We start from the raw sequence: 19,546 nt of genomic DNA, 5'->3' as shown, positions 1-19,546 counted from the left end.
AGCCCTCTTTTTTATATTCTTTCTAGATTCTAGCTCCGTTACTATCCACTCGATAGCCATCCACAGTGGTATTCACTGCTAAAGCCCCTGAAGCATTGACGTAGTAATACTTTCCTCCTACTTGGAACCACTGGCTAGACTTCATAGCCCCTGAACTCTCCAAATAATACCATGTTCCATTTTCCTTTAGCCATCCTGTCTGCATCTCCCCTGATGCCTTTAGATAGTACCAATGCAAACCATCCTTCACCCAACCTGTTGACATGGTTCCATTGTCTTTAAAGTGATACCAACTGCCATTTATTTTCTTCCAACCAGTTGCGAGTTTCCCGTTCTCACGGTAATTCCAACTCCCTCCTTCTTTTTTCCAGCCTTTTTCTGTATTGCTTAGCTCTGCATACTGCACATATCTTCTAGAACCGCTATAAGACAAATAACCGAGCCACTTATAACCATCCTTTTCAAGAACTTGATCATAACTCACACTCTCACCAGCATAATAGTAGTCAATAACTTGTCCTGTGCTTGCTGGCTGGTCCATAATTGGCAATTTCCCCGTGAACACTATTGTCCCACTGGACGGAAGCTCTGAGCTACGAGCACCCTCACTCGCACCATGGCTAGCGGATAAATCCTTGAAATGAATAAAACCCGTCATCGAACTAGCCTTGACTTTTCGACGGTTATACTTTTCTCGAACCCCATAGTTATACTCTTCGATTTCAATCGTATCCCCTGATACATTTGATACCCAGGCCACGTGCCCATAATATCCTTCTGTCGACCAAGCAATAGCCCCAACTTCTGGCTTAGTATCCACACGGTAGCCTTCTCGCCTTGCACGATGTCCCCATTCATTCGCATTTCCGTAGGCAGGAGGAATCTCAAAGCCATTTACACTACTCAAACGAAAGGCCGCAAAAGAGGTACACTGGCGAGAATACATCCGCCACTGATCGATTTCAACACTACCATTTTTGTAGTGAAGCGGATAGTCATCTCCACGCGCTACACTATCGGCCTGAACCGATTCTCCACCAAACAAAAAGGTACTTGTAACAAACAAAGTAGCCAGCCCTAAACCCAACTGAGTATATCTACTCTTCTTAACTCCTGATTTAAAAAACGTCATTCATTCTCCTTAATAATATAAATTTCCGAGGTTACCCTCGTTTATACTATTCGGGAGAAAAAGAAAAAAGTGAGCAAAGCTCACTTCATTTTAGGATTCTTAGTCTAGATAGCGAATCAAGTTCTTTTCTGTCAAGATATCTGAGTAGGTGAAGGATTCAACATAGACATTGGCTTGTTTGTCTCCTTCAACATCCCCAAATTCAACGATAAATAAAGATGGATAAACCTCAATTAACTTACCCAGTCTGTTTTTTTGGCGCTTACGGCCATTCTCCAAAGTCATTTCAACGACTTGTCCCTCATGCGCCTTGATCTCTTCTTTGATTTTTTTCATCTTGGCTACATCTGTAAATGCATCTGACATCTTATGCCTCCCTCTTTGAGATACTTGAAAATTTATTGTATTCTTTTTGGAAAATCAATTCCACCGTTCCACGAGCTCCACTACGGTTTTTCTCGATGATAACCTCAACCTTGTTATTTGGAATTCCTTCCTCTTCTTCACCCGCACGATCGTAGTAGTCGTCACGGTACAGAAAGGCTACGATATCCGCATCCTGCTCGATAGAACCCGATTCACGAATATCAGACAAGACTGGTCTCTTATCCTGACGCTGTTCCACTCCACGAGATAACTGACTAAGAGCAATGACTGGAACCTTTAGCTCCTTAGCTAGAATTTTTAACTGACGAGAAATTTCAGAGACTTCTTGTTGGCGGTTCTCACGACCAGTACCTGTGATAAGCTGTAGGTAGTCGATCAAAATCAAGCCTAGATTGCCTGTTTCTTGAGCCAGTTTACGTGAACGCGAACGAATTTCCGTGATCCGAATCCCTGGTGTATCATCGATATAGATACTCGCGTTGGCTAGGTTCCCTTGAGCAATGGTATATTTTTGCCACTCCTCATCAGTCAATTGACCCGTACGGATAGAATGGGACTCCACCAAGCCTTCGGCCGCCAACATACGGTCTACTAGACTTTCCGCACCCATTTCCAGCGAAAAGATAGCAACCGTCTTGTCCAACTTAGTCCCAATGTTCTGAGCAATGTTCAAAGCAAAGGCCGTCTTACCAACTGCTGGTCGCGCCGCTAGAATAATTAATTCCTCCTCATGGAGACCTGTCGTCATATGGTCCAAATCACGGTAACCCGTTGCAATACCAGTGATATCCGTTGTTTGTTGTGACCGAACTTCTAGGTTCCCAAAGTTGATATTTAGAATATCTCGGATGTTCTTGAACCCACTACGATTGGCGTTTTCGCTAACATCAATGAGTCCCTTTTCAGCCTGAGCGATGATTTCATCTGCAGGCTTAGAAGCCTCATAGGCTTGGTTGACAGACTCTGTCAACTTGGAAATCAAGCGACGTAGCATAGCCTTTTCCGCTACAATTTTAGCATAATATTCCGCATTCGCTGAAGTTGGTACTGAGTTGACAATTTCAACAAGATAAGACAAGCCACCAATATTTTGGAGATCCCCTTGGCTATCCAAAATCGTCCGAACCGTCGTCGCATCAATCGCTTCCCCACGATCCGACAAATCTACCATCGCTTGGAAAATCAACCGATGAGCATACTTAAAGAAGTCACGAGAATCAATGTATTCTCGGACAAAAACGAGCTTACTCTCATCTATAAAAATAGCTCCCAGAACAGATTGTTCTGCTAAAATATCCTGAGGTTGAACTCGCAGTTCCTCTACTTCTGCCATCCAACTTTCCTTCCTTTTACAATCTTGTCAAGAAGTTGTAAACTTAACCTTCTTTTACACGAAGATTGATGACACTTGTAACATCTTGATAGATCTTCACTGGTACATCAATCAAACCTACTGCTCGAATTGGTGCTTGCACTTGAATATTGCGTTTGTCAATCTTAATACCAAACTGCTTTTGCAATTCTTCTGCAATTTTCTTGTTAGTGATAGAGCCAAATGTACGGCCATCTGGTCCAACCTTTTCAACAAACTCTACAACTGTTTCTTCTGCCTCAAGCTTAGCCTTGATGGCTTTTGCTTCAGCAATCATTTCAGCATGAGCTTTTTCTTCAGATTTTTGTTTTCCACGCAACTCACCCACTGCTTGAGCAGTCGCTTCCTTGGCCAAATTCTTTTTAATCAAAAAGTTTTGAGCGTAGCCAGTTGGCACTTCCTTGATTTCGCCTTTTTTTCCTTTTCCTTTGACATCTGCTAAAAAGATTACTTTCATTCTTCTTTCTCCTTTTCCTTTAGTTCTTCCAAGATTAGTTGAGTCAATTTTTCCCCTGCTTCTGACAGACTCATATTCTCGATTTGCGCAGCAGCTAGATTAAAGTGACCACCGCCACCCAACTCTTCCATAATGCGTTGAACATTGATTTTACTGCGACTTCGAGCTGAGATTGAGATAAATCCTTGTGTATTCTTTGCTAGAACGAAGCTGGCTTCAATGCCAGACATAGCCAACATAGCATCGGCAGCCTTACTGATGACAACTGTGTCATAAGCGGTTGAGTCCTTAGCTTGGGCAATCAAGATATCTGAACCTAGCTTATGACCTTGTAAAATGAGTTCATTTACCTCACGGTATTCTTCAAAATCTGTCGCAGCAATCTCCTGGATTGCGATACTATCGCTTCCACGTGTTCGAAGGTAGCTAGCCACATCAAAAGTTCGACTCGTCACGCGAGATGTGAAATTTTTGGTATCCAGCATCATACCAGCCATCAGTACACTGGCCTGCATACGACTTAAACGATTTTTCTTAGAATTTTGGAACTGAATCAATTCTGTGACCAACTCACTCGCACTACTTGCTCCACTTTCGATATAGGTGATGACAGTATTCTCTGGGAAATCCTGATCACGTCGATGATGGTCAATGACAATGGTTTGCGTGAATAAATCATAAAAACCTTTGGACAAGGTCAAAGCTGTCTTCGAATGATCTACTAGAATCAACAAAGAGCGCTTTGTAACTAGCCTCATCGCATCAGACAGAGGCAAGAGCTTGGTGACACCTTCTTTTTCCAAGAAGTTGATAGCCCGCTCGATATCTGGCGACATTTGATCTGCATCGTAGACTGCGTAACTGTCTTCTGTAATATTGCTCGCAAACAACTGCATACCAACCGCTGAGCCCAAAGCATCCATATCTAGATTCTTATGACCGACTACAAAGACTTGGTCTACACTTCGAATTTTATCTGAAATAGCTGTCATCATGGCTCTGGTACGTGTTCTTGTTCTCTTAACAGAGGCTGCAGAACCACCACCAAAATAGACTGGGTTCTTGGTTTCATCATTTTCCTTGACAACTACCTGGTCACCACCACGAACCTCGGCTAGGTTCAAGTTTAGGAGAGCAACTTTTCCTATCTCATCATGATTTCCATCACCATAAGAAAATCCCATACTTAAAGTCAAGGGCAATTGTCTCTGTTTCGACTCTTCGCGGAAAACATCAATGACAGAGAACTTATCATTCATCAATTCCTCAAGCACGGTATAATCAGTAAATAGATAAAATCGATCCATCCCCACGCGCCGAGAAAACATGGCATACTTCTCCGTAAACTCCGATACAAAGTTGGCCACAAAACTATTGATATGACTGATATCCGAGTCAGAAGTCGCATCTTCTAAATCATCGTAGTTATCGACCGAGATGACCCCAATCACTGGTCGACTCGTTACCAACTCGACAGTTGCTTCGTATTCCCCTGAAACGTCAAAGAAATACAGGACACCTGAAGCCTTGTCCATATGAACGGCATAGCGTGTTTCCCCCAAGGTGGCGTAAGAACCTGGATTCCCCACCGAAGCTTTAATGATGGTTTGAATCAATTCGACATCAATTTCGCCTTCTTCAGTAGTCAAAATCAACTCAGCATAAGGATTAAACCACTCCACTTCGCCACTGGATAAATCTAACTTCAGAACACCAACCGGCATTTGTTCGAGCAGCGTGTTTAAGCTATCTTCCGCTTGATGATTTACGTATTGGATTTGTTCAATTTCGCTCTTTTCATACTGTTTTTTTTGCCAGACAAATAAAAGCAGATAAAGAAGTACAAATAAAAACAAGACACTGATTGTTACAACATTATTTTGTGAAAAAATAATCAGCATTGTTAAGGTTCCGAAAGTTGCAAGCCCTAGTAGAATCGCAGAATTCGGAGTTAAATTATTTTTTTTCATTCTAAACCTCTTGCGCATTATTATATCACAAATGCCCTTAAAAAGCGACCTTTAAAGAGAAAGCACTGCTTTTATTATAGTAAGATGCTCTTAAAGAAACTATACATAAAAAAGGAGAGCAAATGCCTCGCTCTCCTTTTTCCACATCAGTGCAGAATCTTCCGCCTAGATTACATTATTCACCTAATTCTAGTCGAATGTCTTGTAGGCGCTCTTGCGCCTGTTTCACAATTGATTCTAAAATAGCCTTACATGGTTTGATGTCTTTCACCAAACCCGCAATTTGTCCGCTCATCATTGAACCATGAACTGTATCACCTTCATAGACAGCCTTAGATAGAGAACCGATCGTAATTTCTTCCAGTTCCTCTCGATTTGTACCTTTCTGCTCTAATTCAATGTAGTGATCCGTCATCTCATTGCGAATACAACGAACTGGCGCTCCCGCGATGCGACCTGTAACCGCAGTCGCTGTATCACTTGCCGCTAAAATAGCTTCTTTATAGGCAGGAGAAATTGGACATTCTTCTGAAGCAAGAAAAACTGTTCCCATTTGAACTCCTTGTGCACCTAGGGCAATCGCAGCAGCAAGTCCACGACCATCTGCAACACCTCCTGCAGCAATGACTGGAATCGTTACCGCATCAACGATTTGTGGGATAAGAGCCATTGTATTGGTCTCTCCAATATGGCCACCAGCTTCTGAACCTTCAGCGATTACAGCATCAACTCCCAATTCTTGCATCTTTTGAGCATGCTTGACACTGGCAATAACTGGAATAACCTTGATTCCTGCTTCTTTCAAGTAAGGCATGATATGCTTAGGAGTTCCTGCACCTGTAGTTACCACTGGAACCTTTTCTTCGATGATAACAGTCACAATATCCTTGATATTTTTCATCATCAACATGATGTTGACACCAAAAGGCTTATCTGTCAACTTTCTCAGTTCACGAATTTCTTCACGCAACTGTTCTCCGGTCATACCACCCGAAGCGATAATTCCCAGACCTCCAGCCTCAGAAACAGCTGCTGCTAGTTGATAGTGCGAGATTTGAGCCATAGCCCCTTGGAAAATTGGATATTGAATCTGTAAAAGTTTTGTAATTGACATATGAGTCCTCCTTTTATTTTCTGTTGATTCTTGTTGGCAAATGGATGCATGATTCACCAATATCCCCGTCAACAAGAAAATGTTATATTTGTCTCCTCATATTCTGCTATCCTAAAAAGTCTGGCTTACGATCCTGCTCATCTGTAAAAGGAATAAGTGGGGGGCGAGAACGTAGAACATAATCTACCAACTCCTTCCCTTCCTTATCAAACTCTACCACCGCGAAAAATTGATCATGATAAAAGAAAAACTTGTAATGATTCTCAAAAGCCTGACGCAACCATTTCTCTTTGGCTAAAATGGATTTCATAGGATAATCATCTACTGCTGGAACCCAGAGAGGATTTCGATGAACATGTGATAACATCAAGTCCCCCATGTGGATCATCGTATCTTTCCCCTGTTTGAGCAAGATAATACTGTGGCCATTGCTGTGACCACTTGTGTGAATCATTTGGATTTCTGGAATGACATTGATATACTCTGAGAAAGTCGTCACCTGATCTTGAATCGGTTCCCAATTCTCTCTCAGATAAGTTCCTCGTGTTCGATTATTAGGGTTTCTCATCTCATACCATTCGACATCATTCACAATAATCTTGGCATTTGAATACTTGGAAACCAACTCTCCTTGATCATTCACACGCGTCAAGCCACCAGAATGATCATGATGCATATGTGTCATCAGCACGATGTCAATATCTTCAGGCGATAGTCCTAAAAGAGATAAACTTTCTTCTACCCGACTTTCAGTTAAGATTCCTAAGTTGCGCCTTTGTTTATCAGATAATTTTGCTGTATCAAAACTTGCATCTATCAAGTAATTTTTACCCTTGTACTGGATCAAAATAGGATCCGTCAATTCTGCCATCATATTAGCATCATTTGTTGGGTAGTAACGAGACCACACAACTTTCGGAACCGGACCAAAAAGAGTCCCTGCATCCGTCAATTTATCGGCTCCACGTAGCCATGTCAGTTTCATATCATGAAATTGATATTCCTGTAAGGTGAGTTCTGTCATGCTTTACTCCTTTATCCATTGGGCTGCTATTCTTTTACGAATCGAATCCCCAGATTTTCCATAGATTTCAATCGTTTTGGCATCCTTTAGATAACGGTCTATGGGGATGTCATCCAAGGTTTGAAGAGGTCCAATTAATCTAATAATTTCCTCAGAAATCTCAATTGCTACTTTTGTCGTATAAAGTTTTATCTGAGATACAAAGAGAGAATCCGCCTTCATCCTATCCTTGTAGGAAGCAAAGTAAGATTCAGCCGCACACAGCTTAGTATACAAGTCTGCGAATTGATGTTGATAGACTGTCGCATCGATTAATGGTTTCCCAAATCTTCTTTTGACCTTTACAAAAGCCAGACCTGTTTCAAAAGCTCCCTCAGAGATACCAATAGAGATAGCGCTTAATCCTAGCTGTAATTTTTTGATAATATCATTTAACTGAGTTTCCCCATTTAGCGTCAATCCTAGAAGACTATCTTCTGGCAATATGACCTGATCAAAAGTTACCGAATTCACAGGCAAACCCTGTAAACCAGGTTTTGCAATATCATCTCCAAAAGCAACTCCCGGTCGAGTCGTATCAACAATGAAAAATCCGTATCCATATTCTCCGTTAGCTTCTTGAACCTTGGCTAAGATTAACAAAATATCTGTATAGCGGCAATTTGATACAATTGACTTCTTCCCAGTTAAAGACCAACCTGTTTCTGTTTTCCTTGCAGTTGTTGCAATAACCTCCAAGCTGTCCATCAATTTTCCTTCAGAAAATCCCAAGCCAGCTAAGATTTCTCCCCTTACTAATGGTTCTACATAACGCGATTTTTGTTCCTGACTCCCATATCGTAAAATAGGATAGATACCATAACATGCCTGAGTTAGTAGAACAGCAGAAAAAGCAGGAAAATCTTTTGAAATCAAGCGAATAAAGGTTAAAAACTCGGTTCTCAAAACAGAATCTTGACTATCTAAAAGCAAGGAAAAGATATCAAATTGCTCAATAAACTGATAAAGCAATTCTCTAGGGAACTGTTGTTCATCCTCATGAGACTTGAAATAGTCCCGAATCAACACTTTCACGTCTGCCTTCAATTCTCGCGCCAGCACGTCATTATAGGTCATCGCATTCACCTCATCTTAGTTGTCAGAAAACGGTTGGTAATAATCTTTCAACAATTCTTCATACACATAAGACTCTACTTCATTGTAGGAGTTTTTATAGGGTCTACAAAACCAAATATTAAATGGAATCGGATCTTTGAATCTAACCGCCTTAAAACGACTCTTATCCACAAAATATTCAACCGGCCTTGGCAAAAGGGCAATCAAATCTGTCTGATGAGTTGATTCAACTAGGAAGTCCCAAGTAGAGGAAAGATAAGCAAATTTAGCCTCAATTCGTTGTGAACGAAGTTTTTCTGTCACTAAATCATAAGTCGTAAATGTTTTGTTGAAGGTTGCCAATTCATAACCAGCAATATCAGACCATTCCAACAAGCTTTTCTGAGCCAACGGATGATCCTTATCCATATAAGCAACGTATTCATCCAATTGAATGATATGTTGTTCATATTTTTTAGCATCCAGGCTCGTAGGCTCTATCAGAATAGAGAGATTCAAATCTCCATCAACCATTTTTTGACGAATTTCCTTCCCTCCACCTTCCGTAACCTGGATATGGATATGAGGATTATTTTTCAGAAAATGAGGCAAGGCACTAGCAAAATAAACTCGTAAAATCAAGGACGGAATACCAAAATTAATGGTGCCTTTTTGCTTTTGAGCTTCTATATGGATCATGGAAAGCATTTCTTCATGTCGATTCACAATCTCGGTCGCATAACGATAAATTTTGCGTCCCGCCTCTGTTAAACTTTCTAATCTTCCATTCTTGCGATTGAATAATTGAACCCCTTCAGCTGCTTCAAAATTTGTCACAAATTGACTCAAGGCTGATTGACTAATGTGAATCTTCTTTGCAGCAATGGAAAGGTTGCATCCGCATTCTATGATATTGATGAAATAGTTCATTTGGATAATATCCACTTACCCATCACCTAGCTTTCCTTCACTATTTTAGTAAGTCAATTAGACAACTATTCTAGTGTTTGATAGTTGTCTACTGACTTTTTATCGAAATAACATTTCGAATACTTCATTTTAACGCTGTATATAAAGCGCTTACAATACTATCTGGTTTATATCATAACACACTAAGTAGAAAATAGCTCTTTTTTTGCTTAAATCGGCATTGTTTTCAGGTCTTCTGAGACAATGACTTCCCCAGCTGTTTTTTCAAGAACTTCTTCTAATGTCACACCAGGAGCCAGCTCTTTCAACAGGAATTTACCATCTTTGAATCCAAAAACAGCTAATTCTGTGATGACAAGATCCAATACTCCTTTAGCTGAAAGTGGCAAGGTACATTCTTTCAACAACTTAGATTCCCCATCAGCAGTTGTATGTTGGATAGCCCCGATTACGCGCTTAGCTCCTACCAATAAGTCCATTGCGCCACCCATACCAGGAGCAAATTTCCCTGGGATAATCCAGTTCGCAATGCTTCCATCTTGGCTGACTTCAAGAGCTCCAAGAACGGTTGCATCCACGTGTCCACCACGAATAATGGCAAAGGAAGTTTGTAGATCAAACAAGGCTGCTCCTGGCAACAATGTAATAGGAGCTCCACCAGAGTTCGCTAAATTGGCATTATAGTTGTCCTTGGTAGGTGTTTCCCCAAATCGAAGAGCGCCATTTTCTGCCTGTAAAATAACATTTACACCTTCAGGAATGTAATCAGCAGAGGCATTTGGAATCCCAAAACCAAGATTGACCACATCTCCATCTTTAAATTCAAGTGCTACACGTCTTGCGATAATCTCTTTTGCTTTCATTTTACTTCACCCCCGCCAGTTTCTTTGTCTCTGTCCACAGATCTCCCATCATCTGATGATGCTCTTGTGGTGTCAATCCTTGAACGACATAGTCAACTAGGATACCAGGGATGTAAATATCATTTGGATCAATTTCTCCGACTTCAACCAATTCGTTTGTCTCAACAATAACTGTGTCAGCTGCTAGAGCGAGTTGAAGGGAGATGTTTTTAGTAGTCCCATCCAGATAAAGGTTGCCATACTTATCCGCCTTTGTAGCTTTAATCAAGGCAACATCAATCTTCAATGGATCATAAATCAAATATTCTTTTCCATTTCGAGTCACTTTTTCGTGTTCATCTTCAAGAATTGTTCCTACACCTGTTGGTGTTAAGACTGCTCCAAGGCCAGCGCCCGCAGCATGCAAGCGTTCTACGACAGTTCCCATCGGAGTGAACTCCACTTTCATGGCTCCCGAGAAATAATCATGCTGAGCAGCAGCGGATGTCCCTACATGGGCTGCAATGTACTTTGTAACCTGATGGTTTTCACAAAGTCGACCAACTCCAACTTCCTTACCGGGTTGAGAGGTTACAACAGACACCAAGGTCAAATCTTGCTGGTTTTGACGAACCAGTTCCTCAATTAACTCTAGTGGCTCTCCCACTCCGAGAAAACCAGAAATACCAACTTTATCTCCTGAATGAATCAAGGAAATAGCTTCAGACAATGTTACAACTTTCATAACCTATCTCCTCTCTTATTTACGTTGAAAGACAGCTTTGCGTTTTTCAACAAAAGCGCGCATTCCTTCTACCTTATCTTCTGTTGAGAAGAGTAGAGCTTCCGCTTCTGTTTCCAAACGAATAGCATTTTTCAGAGGGAGTTCTGAGCCAACTTGGATAATATGTTTAGCTTTTTCAACTGCTAGCGGTGCATTTTTCATAATCGCTCCTGCCAGCTCTTCTGCCGCAGGCAATAGTTCTTCTGCTGCTACCAACTTGTTAAGAATTCCAAGATCATATGCTTCTTGTCCGTTAACCATTCTAGCAGTAAAGATTAATTCCTTTGTTTTGCTAGTACCAATCAAACGAGACATTCTTTGAGTACCTGCAAAACCAGGAATGATTCCCAAGCCAACTTCAGGGAAACCAACCATTGTCTTGTCATAGCCGATTCGGATATCAGTTGAAAGAGCTAATTCTAGACCGCCTCCCAAAGCATACCCATTCAATACTGAAATAGTTGGTTGAGTCAATTCAGATAAACGGGTAAAGGTGTCGTTCGCATAGGTCATGTATTCATGAGCCTGAATTGGAGACATTTGGTCCATCTCTTTAATGTCTGCTCCAGCGACAAATGCTTTTTCCCCTTGACCAGTCACGATGACAACACGAATGTCCTCGCTAGCTTCAATTTGGTCTAAAACGAGATTCAAATCCTTTAAGACTTCTGAACTTAAAGCGTTCAAAGCCGATGGACGGTTAATTGTTAGATAGCCAAGACCATTCTTAACCTCTAATAAAACAGTTTTACTCATTGTTTTGCTCCTACTTGATTTATTTTGAGTACAGAGTACAGCGTCAACAAATACCAACACAAAATGTAAGAGCTTACATTTTTATCATAATCCTTTTTTCCCTATCCGTCTACTTAATCTTTATTTATAGACCTATAAGTCCATCTTATAGAATAAAGCCATTCAATCTATCCTCAAAGTCTTAGGAAAAGCAAAAATACCTTATCAGGCACTTTCGGAGAAAGACACTTGATAAGGTATGTAACTATGAGATCGGATCAATATCTCATTTTGTAATCGTAATATTGAAAAAGAGGAAATGACGTTCAGTTTTCTAATAACTAACGTTCAACGATGAGGGCTGTTCCCATCCCTCCTCCGATACAGAGAGTAGCTAAACCAGTTTTAGCATCACGTTTCATCATCTCATGTACCAGAGTCACTAGGATACGGCAACCTGAAGCTCCAATTGGGTGACCAAGAGCAATCGCGCCACCATTGACATTGACAATATCAGTATTGAAACCAAGTGTTTTCCCAACCGCACAAGCCTGAGCAGCAAAGGCTTCATTTGACTCGATCAAGTCAAGATCATCAACTGTCAAATTACCTTTTTCAAGAGCTTTACGGGTCGCATAAATCGGTCCACATCCCATAATCTTAGGATCCAAACCTGCACTTGCATACGAACGAATGCGCGCAATGACTGGAAGTCCTAATTCTTCAGCTTTTTCAGCACTCATGACCAAGACAGCCGCCGCTCCGTCATTGATACCTGAGGCATTTCCCGCTGTAACAGAACCGTCTTTTTTGAAAACAGGACGTAGCTTAGACAGACTCTCCAAGCTAGCATCTTTTCTAGGAAATTCATCTGTATCAAAGATGATAGGATCGCCTTTGCGTTGAGGAATGACCACCGGAACAATCTCTTCCTTAAAACGTCCAGATTCTATAGCCGCCACTGCTCGTTTTTGAGATTCCAAAGCAAGCGCATCTTGATCATCCCGGCTAATACCATATTCTTCTGCCACATTCTCAGCTGTAATCCCCATATGGTATTCGTTAAAGGCATCAGACAAACCGTCCTTAATCATGGTATCTACCACTTTCGAATCTCCCATACGTCCACCCCAACGGAAGCTTGGCAAAACATATGGAGCCTGGCTCATGTTTTCTGCACCACCAGCCACGACAATATCTGCATCTCCGCACTGAATCGCTTGAGCAGCTAACTGCACTGCCTTCAAACCGGAACCACAAACCTTATTAATGGTAAAGGCTGGTGTAAATTCAGGAAGCCCAGCATGAATACTCATTTGGCGAGCCACGTTTTGGCCTAAACCTGCGCCTAGGACATTCCCCATAATCACTTCATCTACCTGCTCTGGTTTAATATTCGCTTTTTCCAAAGCACTCTTAATGACCAAAGATCCCAAATCAACAGCAGAAACATTCTTCAAGCTCCCGCCAAAGGAACCTAAAGGTGTTCGCACTGCCGAAACAATAACTACGTCTTTCATGACTACCTCCATCAGTGTCTAGTAAGTAAAGAATCCTTCTTTTGTCTTCCGTCCCAATTTTCCTGCTTCGACCATTTTCTTAAGAAGAGGGGCAGGACGGTATTTTTGATCACCAAACCCTTGGTTTAGGACGCCCATAATAGCCAAACAAACATCCAACCCAATCAAGTCAGCAAGAGCCAAAGGTCCAATAGGATGATTTGCACCAAGTTTCATCGCTTCATCGATTTCCTCGGCACTAGCCACTCCCTCACCTAGAATGTAAACGGCTTCATTGATCATAGGAATCAAAATTCTGTTCACAACAAAACCATAAGAATCTTTAACATCAACTGGTGTTTTACCAATTTTCACTGTCAATTCACGAACCGCCTGAACCACTTCTTCTGAAGTCTGCAAGGCCTTAATAACCTCTACCAGTTTCATGATTGGGGCAGGATTAAAGAAGTGCATTCCAATCACGCGCTCCTGATGTTTAGTAGCAGCAGCTATATCCGTGATTGACAAAGAGGATGTGTTTGATGCTAAGATAGTTTTAGGATCTGTCAATTCATCCAATTGTTTGAAAATATTCAACTTAATCTCACGATTCTCAGTTGCAGCTTCAATCACCAATTGGACTTGTTTCGCATCTTCATATGAAACAGATGGAAGCAAATTGGCTAATACCTGATCCTTCTCATCCGCAGACATCCGTCCTTTTTCAACTGAACGTTCCAATTGTTTTGTGATATTATTCAAGCCTCTTTGAACAAATTCTTCTTTAATATCGTTTAAGTAAACTGTAAAACCAGCCTGAGCAAATACTTGAGCAATTCCGCTTCCCATTTGACCAGAACCAATAATCATCACCTTAGATATCATTATTTTCTCCTTCTTATTTTACAAAAATCCAGTGCATGAAGCAAGGACGATTGAACAGAAATCCTTCAATCGCCCTTCTGACATTAAACAAAGGCACCTAGTCCAGTAATCTCACGACCAACAATCAAGGCATTCACTTCGTGTGAACCTTCATAGGTATAGATTGATTCAGCATCTGCAAAGAAACGAGCAACGTCTGTCTCAAGTGTAATACCATTACCTCCGCAAGTTTCACGAGCAAGGGCAACTGTTTCGCGCATCACCAAGGAATTGTGCATCTTAGCAAGAGCAGAGTTAAGCATCAATTCATTACCTTTCTCTTGCATCTCAGCAATACGAGTTGAATAAGCAATAACTGCTACAGCATTTGCTTGCATACGAGCCAATTTTTCTTGAACAATTTGGAATTTGGCAATTGGACGTTTGAACTGTTCGCGATCTTTAGCATATTTAAGAGCTGCTACATAAGATCCACAAGTCACTCCCATAGCAATGTGAGCAACGTCCGCACGAGTGAAGGTCAAGATACGGGCTACATCACCAAAACCATTGATATTTACCAAACGGTCTGAATCTGGAACCTCTACATTCTTCATAGTAATATGGCCATTGCGGACACAACGAAGAGCAATCTTATGTGGGATTGGTTCCGCATGATATCCCGGAGCTCCCTTACGAACGATAAAGCATTTCACCTTGCCATCCGCAACATCACGAGCAAATACAGGAACGACATCCGCAGTATCTGAACCACCAATCCAGCGTTTTTCACCATTTAGAATCCACTTGTCTCCAACACGTTCTGCAGTAGTTGCAAGTCCTCCAGCAATATCAGAACCTGAAAGAGGTTCAGTCAAAGCGAAGCAACCTTGCCAATCAAATGCAGCTAGTTTTGGAAGAAATTCTTTTTGTTGACGCTCATCACCACCCAAGAGAATTGTGTTGTAGCAAAGTCCGCCATGAACGGTGTAGAATGTTGCCATAGAAGCATCGAAGCGAGCAAGTTCAAGATACAAGAAAGCAATATAAAGTTCAGATGGTTTCCAGCTACCTTCACGTCCCTCAAACAATTTTGGATTGTTCATAATTTGAGCGCCCTTAGCCACAGCATAGAATTCTTCAAAAGGAAAATCAGGTTTTTCCCAGTATTCATTAATAACCGGACGGAGATGTTTCTCAATCAAACGGCGAGTTTCTTGTAAAACCTCTGCTTCTCCCAAAGTTAGACCATCCGCATAGTGAAAAAGGTCCTCAGGATATAGTTCGCGTAAAATTTCTTCTTTTGTTGCCATAGTCATGACTCCTTTATTTGTTATAAGAGCGCTTACATTTTTGTATTCGCTATTTGTTGACAACCCCATTCTATCCCTTAGGGTATTATTTTGTCTACTTAATAAATATAAATACCCCTATAAGTTCAGATTATAGGGGTCGATTCTGACTGTTTAATCAAGGATTTCCTGTTTTTTCTTACTTATTTCCGCATAAGAAAAAGTGGTTTACTGATTTGTAAACCACTTTTTTGTTATTTCAATTTTATGATTCTTTGACTTCTAGTAAACCAACTTCACCATCTTCACGGCGATACAAAACATTAGTTGTTTGATCTTCTACATCTACATAAATAAAGAAATCATGTCCCAATAAATCCATTTGAAGAAGGGCTTCTTCTAAATCCATTGGCTTCAAATCAATTTGTTTTGAACGAACGACTTTGGGTTGCACAACATCTGCATCTTCAACTAGAGCATCTGTAAAGAGTTGACTTGTCGCAACTTTACTTTTATTCTTACGTTCGATTTTAGTTTTATTTTTACGAATCTGACGTTCAATTTTATCTGTTACAAGATCGATAGAACCATACATATCTTGAGAAATATCTTCAGCACGAAGAGTGATAGATCCAAGCGGAATTGTTACTTCAACCTTTGCTGTTTTTTCACGGTAAACTTTCAAGTTCACACGTGCATCCAACTCCTGCTCAGGTTGGAAATACTTTTCGATCTTTTCGAGTTTAGAAACTACATAATCACGAATTGCTTCTGTTACTTCTAGGTTTTCACCACGGATACTATATTTAATCATATAAGTACCTTCTTTCTAAACATTTTTGTTTTTCTAACTATATTATAACGCTTTCATTTTCATTTTGCAAATTTTTTCCTCATCTTACAAGGGAAAAAGTTTTAACTTCCAAAGCACCTGCTTCTTCCAAAAGTCGTTTCACACGATTCACAGTTGCCCCTGTTGTATAGATGTCATCAATCAGCAAAATCTTCTTGGGAAGTGAGATTCCATCTTTAATAAAAAATGGAATTTCAGTAGCTAACCTTTCTAAACGGCTTTTAGAAGAACTAGCACTCTCTTCTCTTTTTCCTAATATATCTTTGAAAGAAAAGCCTGCTGCCTCAACCAAACCTTCGACTTGGTTAAACCCCCTCTCAAGCAATCTTTCAGGGCTTAGGGGAATCAACACAAATTGATATCCTCTATACTTTTTCAGCTCCTCAGCAAGAACAGAAGCAAAAACCTTTCTAAGCAAAAAATCGCCATCAAACTTATATCGACTGAAAAAGTCTTTCATAGCTTGATTATAGGTAAAGATTGCCTTATGATCAACCTGAATTCCTTCTTTACACCAAAGTTTACAATCTTGACACTTAGTTGACATGCCTGTTTTCATACAGTTTGGGCAATAATTCTCACCACTCCTCTCAAAACTAGAAGCACAAGCTGAGCAAAGATAACTGCAATCATCCTTCAAAAGGAAGAGACTGCTAAAAGTCAGCTCACTCTTTGTAGTCTGGCCACATAATAAACAGTTCATAACCCTGCCTCCTTATTCATATTCTTGATTTCCTTGATTGCCTTTTTGATGGAAGCATTTAATCCATCATGAAAGAAGAGCAACTCACCAGTTGGTCTGTCCATACTGCGTCCAACTCGCCCTCCAATCTGAATCAAACTAGACTTGGTAAAGAGACGATGATTAGCTTCTACTACGAAAACATCCACACAAGGGAAGGTAACCCCGCGTTCCAAGATTGTCGTACTGATCAGTATTGTTAGTTCTCCATCTCGAAAAGCTTGCACCTGCTCTAATCGGTCTTCTGTCACAGAAGACACAAAGCCGATATTCTCATTCGGGTACTGCTCCTTCAAGATTTCTTTTAGTTTTTCACCTTTCTTAATCTCTGATGCAAAAATCAGTAAGGGATAACCTGTTCTTCTCTGTTTCTCAATATAAGTCTTTAACTTGGTTGACAATTGATTTTTCTCTAAACAGCGATTAAAATCCGATAACCAGACTGGTTTAGGAATAATCAAAGGATTTCCATGAAACCGTCTCGGCAAGCTTAATCTTTTTAATTCCCCTGTGCGAACCTTCCTATCTAACTCATCTGTAGAAGTTGCCGTAAGGAATATCCTCAATCCATCCTCCTTTACACTATTCTTTACAGCATAGTAAAGCATAGTGTTGTCAACATAAGGAAAGGCATCTACCTCATCCACTATCAACAAATCAAAAGCATGATAAAATTTTAATAACTGATGAGTTGTTGCAACTACTAAGGGAGTTCGAAAATAGGGCTCTGATTCGCCATGGAGTAGCGCTATATCGCAAGCAAAGTCATTCTGCAGTCGCTTATACAGTTCTAAACACACATCAATTCGAGGACTGGCCAAACAAACTGCACCACCATCATCAATCACTTTAGCCACAACTTGATAAATCATCTCTGTCTTTCCAGCTCCTGTCACAGCGTGAACCAAGGTTGGCTCTTGCTTGTCTACCGCCTGAAGCAGTCCCTCTGACACTTTTTCTTGAAAAGGTGTTAACTGACCACGCCATTTGAGGACGTCTTGCTTAGGAAAATCCTCTTGAGGAAAATAGTATAAAGCTTTATCACTCCTGATTCTCTTCATCAGTAAACACTCCCTACAATAGTAAGCGCTGATAGGCAAATACCATTCTTCTAGAATCAAACTATTACAACGTTGACAAAACAGTTTCCCCTTCTCTTTTCTCATTGCTGGCAGTCTCACTGCTTCCTGTCGTTCTTCTTCCGTTAATTCTTTCTCAGTAAACAAGCGACCGAGATAATTTGGATTTACTTTCATACTTTAATATTCGTAAAAATATAGCGCTTTAGGTAATTTTTTAGTACAATTAAATCATGGAATTTAGAACAATTAAAGAGGATGGGCAGGTCCAAGAAGAAATCAAAAAATCACGCTTTATCTGTCATGCCAAGCGTGTCTATAGTGAAGAAGAAGCTCGTGACTTTATCACTGCTATCAAAAAAGAACACTACAAAGCCACCCATAACTGCTCTGCTTTTATTGTAGGGGAACGCAGTGAGATCAAGCGTACGAGTGATGATGGCGAACCTAGTGGTACTGCTGGAGTCCCTATGCTTGGCGTCTTAGAAAATCATAATCTTACCAATGTCTGCGTAGTAGTTACTCGTTACTTTGGTGGAATTAAGTTAGGCGCTGGAGGTTTGATTCGTGCTTACGCAGGTAGTGTGGCCTTGGCTGTCAAAGAAATTGGCATTATTGAAATCAAAGAGCAGGCTGGCATAGCCATTCAGATGTCTTACGCTCAGTATCAAGAATATGGCAATTTTCTTAAAGAACATCATCTCATGGAGCTGGATACAAACTTTACAGATCAAGTTGATACAATGATTTATGTTGATAAGGAAGAGAAAGAAAATATCAAGTCTGCTCTTGTAGAGTTTTTTAATGGAAAGGTTACTTTAACAGATCAAGGTTTACGAGAAGTTGAAGTTCCTGTAAACTTAGTGTAAACAAAGGAGAAATACATGGCGTTTGGAAAATTTATTCAAGGACTTGCTGGTAACTTCAGCGAGGAAAACAAAGAGACTCTTATCAAAGAATATGGTCAATATCTACTAGAGAATGAAGAAATTCAAAGTGGATATAAACTTATTCGAGATTCAATCATCTTTACAAATATCCGTATTATTTTTACAGATAAGCAAGGTGCCACTGGTCGCAAGGTGTCTGTTAAGTCACTCTTTTTGATGAACATTGTAAACGTTGAAATGGAAACTGCTGGAGCAGGTATAGATGATAGTGAGATTAGAATCACTTATTTAGAAAATATCTTTCTAAAAGCACACAATGAGCACCTGAGTTTCCATAAATTTGAATTCCCTAAAAAAACGGACATCCTTCCGCTTTACACCTATTTATTAGAATTGGCTTATCACAATCGATTAAAAATTAATGGCTTAGACCTTTGATATAAAAAAATCCTATCACTTTGATAGGATTTCTATATTTTACAAAT

General features: G+C 40.4%; 20 protein-coding genes. 2 read left to right on the top strand and 18 right to left on the bottom strand.

Features of this window, described 5'->3' with window-relative positions; translation table 11 throughout:
- Window positions 1–22: 22 nt before the first annotated feature.
- From HMPREF2885_RS00225 to HMPREF2885_RS00140, 18 genes are all read right to left on the bottom strand, one after another.
- The gene (locus tag HMPREF2885_RS00225) at window positions 23–1,132 is read right to left on the bottom strand and encodes a CHAP domain-containing protein (RefSeq protein ID WP_053092657.1); all 1,110 of its coding nucleotides are present in this window, start codon (window positions 1,130–1,132) and stop codon (window positions 23–25) included.
- A 99-nt stretch (window positions 1,133–1,231) separates the two neighbouring features.
- Window positions 1,232–1,498, bottom strand: coding sequence for a Veg family protein (locus tag HMPREF2885_RS00220; RefSeq protein ID WP_001278165.1), 267 nt, complete (start codon window positions 1,496–1,498; stop codon window positions 1,232–1,234).
- A gap of 1 nt (window position 1,499) precedes the next feature.
- The gene (dnaB, locus tag HMPREF2885_RS00215) at window positions 1,500–2,852 is read right to left on the bottom strand and encodes a replicative DNA helicase (protein ID WP_000852476.1); all 1,353 of its coding nucleotides are present in this window, start codon (window positions 2,850–2,852) and stop codon (window positions 1,500–1,502) included.
- Between the two features lie 43 nt (window positions 2,853–2,895).
- Window positions 2,896–3,348, bottom strand: coding sequence for a 50S ribosomal protein L9 (gene rplI / locus HMPREF2885_RS00210; protein WP_000864211.1), 453 nt, complete (start codon window positions 3,346–3,348; stop codon window positions 2,896–2,898).
- Window positions 3,345–5,318, bottom strand: coding sequence for a DHH family phosphoesterase (locus HMPREF2885_RS00205; RefSeq protein ID WP_070656835.1), 1,974 nt, complete (start codon window positions 5,316–5,318; stop codon window positions 3,345–3,347). Before HMPREF2885_RS00205 ends, rplI begins: the two co-directional genes overlap by 4 nt.
- A 175-nt stretch (window positions 5,319–5,493) precedes the next feature.
- Window positions 5,494–6,474, bottom strand: a complete 981-nt coding sequence (locus HMPREF2885_RS00200; protein WP_255261433.1) for a nitronate monooxygenase — start codon at window positions 6,472–6,474, stop codon at window positions 5,494–5,496.
- Between the two features lie 64 nt (window positions 6,475–6,538).
- Window positions 6,539–7,456, bottom strand: coding sequence for an MBL fold metallo-hydrolase (locus tag HMPREF2885_RS00195; protein ID WP_000137959.1), 918 nt, complete (start codon window positions 7,454–7,456; stop codon window positions 6,539–6,541).
- Window positions 7,457–7,459: 3 nt separating this feature from the next.
- Window positions 7,460–8,572 carry an acyl-CoA dehydrogenase family protein gene (locus tag HMPREF2885_RS00190; RefSeq protein ID WP_000221881.1) on the bottom strand — a complete coding sequence of 371 codons (1,113 nt, stop codon included), beginning with the start codon at window positions 8,570–8,572 and terminating at the stop codon, window positions 7,460–7,462.
- Window positions 8,573–8,587: 15 nt separating this feature from the next.
- Complete coding sequence (locus HMPREF2885_RS00185) at window positions 8,588–9,496, bottom strand: LysR family transcriptional regulator (RefSeq protein WP_000351428.1); 909 nt, start codon at window positions 9,494–9,496, stop codon at window positions 8,588–8,590.
- A 194-nt stretch (window positions 9,497–9,690) separates the two neighbouring features.
- Entirely contained in the window at window positions 9,691–10,344 is a 654-nt protein-coding gene (locus tag HMPREF2885_RS00180) for a 3-oxoacid CoA-transferase subunit B (protein ID WP_000644731.1), read from the bottom strand.
- Between the two features lies 1 nt (window position 10,345).
- Window positions 10,346–11,068 (bottom strand): CoA transferase subunit A, encoded by a 723-nt coding sequence (locus tag HMPREF2885_RS00175; protein WP_000869893.1) that lies wholly within the window; start codon window positions 11,066–11,068, stop codon window positions 10,346–10,348.
- Between the two features lie 15 nt (window positions 11,069–11,083).
- The gene (locus HMPREF2885_RS00170; protein ID WP_000048046.1) at window positions 11,084–11,863 is read right to left on the bottom strand and encodes an enoyl-CoA hydratase/isomerase family protein; all 780 of its coding nucleotides are present in this window, start codon (window positions 11,861–11,863) and stop codon (window positions 11,084–11,086) included.
- Between the two features lie 320 nt (window positions 11,864–12,183).
- Window positions 12,184–13,362 (bottom strand): acetyl-CoA C-acetyltransferase, encoded by a 1,179-nt coding sequence (locus tag HMPREF2885_RS00165; protein WP_000656060.1) that lies wholly within the window; start codon window positions 13,360–13,362, stop codon window positions 12,184–12,186.
- 18 nt (window positions 13,363–13,380) lie between these two features.
- Window positions 13,381–14,229 carry a 3-hydroxybutyryl-CoA dehydrogenase gene (locus HMPREF2885_RS00160; RefSeq protein WP_049501305.1) on the bottom strand — a complete coding sequence of 283 codons (849 nt, stop codon included), beginning with the start codon at window positions 14,227–14,229 and terminating at the stop codon, window positions 13,381–13,383.
- An 80-nt stretch (window positions 14,230–14,309) separates the two neighbouring features.
- On the bottom strand, window positions 14,310–15,518 hold the full coding sequence (locus HMPREF2885_RS00155) for an acyl-CoA dehydrogenase FadE (RefSeq protein WP_000201480.1): 1,209 nt from the start codon (window positions 15,516–15,518) through the stop codon (window positions 14,310–14,312).
- Window positions 15,519–15,762: 244 nt separating this feature from the next.
- Complete coding sequence (gene hpf / locus HMPREF2885_RS00150) at window positions 15,763–16,311, bottom strand: ribosome hibernation-promoting factor, HPF/YfiA family (protein WP_000599114.1); 549 nt, start codon at window positions 16,309–16,311, stop codon at window positions 15,763–15,765.
- A 79-nt stretch (window positions 16,312–16,390) separates the two neighbouring features.
- On the bottom strand, window positions 16,391–17,053 hold the full coding sequence (locus HMPREF2885_RS00145) for a ComF family protein (protein WP_070656834.1): 663 nt from the start codon (window positions 17,051–17,053) through the stop codon (window positions 16,391–16,393).
- A complete protein-coding gene (locus tag HMPREF2885_RS00140) occupies window positions 17,050–18,348 on the bottom strand; it encodes an ATP-dependent helicase ComFA (protein ID WP_002880469.1) in 1,299 nt (432 codons plus the stop codon). Before HMPREF2885_RS00140 ends, HMPREF2885_RS00145 begins: the two co-directional genes overlap by 4 nt.
- Window positions 18,349–18,404: 56 nt before the next feature.
- Here HMPREF2885_RS00140 and HMPREF2885_RS00135 point away from each other — a divergent pair, with 56 nt between their 5' ends.
- A complete protein-coding gene (locus tag HMPREF2885_RS00135) occupies window positions 18,405–19,040 on the top strand; it encodes a YigZ family protein (protein WP_000395750.1) in 636 nt (211 codons plus the stop codon).
- 15 nt (window positions 19,041–19,055) lie between these two features.
- Window positions 19,056–19,499 carry a PH domain-containing protein gene (locus HMPREF2885_RS00130; RefSeq protein WP_000863902.1) on the top strand — a complete coding sequence of 148 codons (444 nt, stop codon included), beginning with the start codon at window positions 19,056–19,058 and terminating at the stop codon, window positions 19,497–19,499.
- Window positions 19,500–19,546 lie beyond the last annotated feature (47 nt).

The organism is Streptococcus sp. HMSC062H02 (assembly GCF_001813005.1).
In the GTDB taxonomy this organism is placed as follows: Bacteria; Bacillota; Bacilli; order Lactobacillales; family Streptococcaceae; genus Streptococcus; species Streptococcus oralis_S.
The sequence above is the reverse complement of the archived record's forward strand: the minus strand, read 5'-3'. Positions and strand labels throughout refer to the sequence as shown.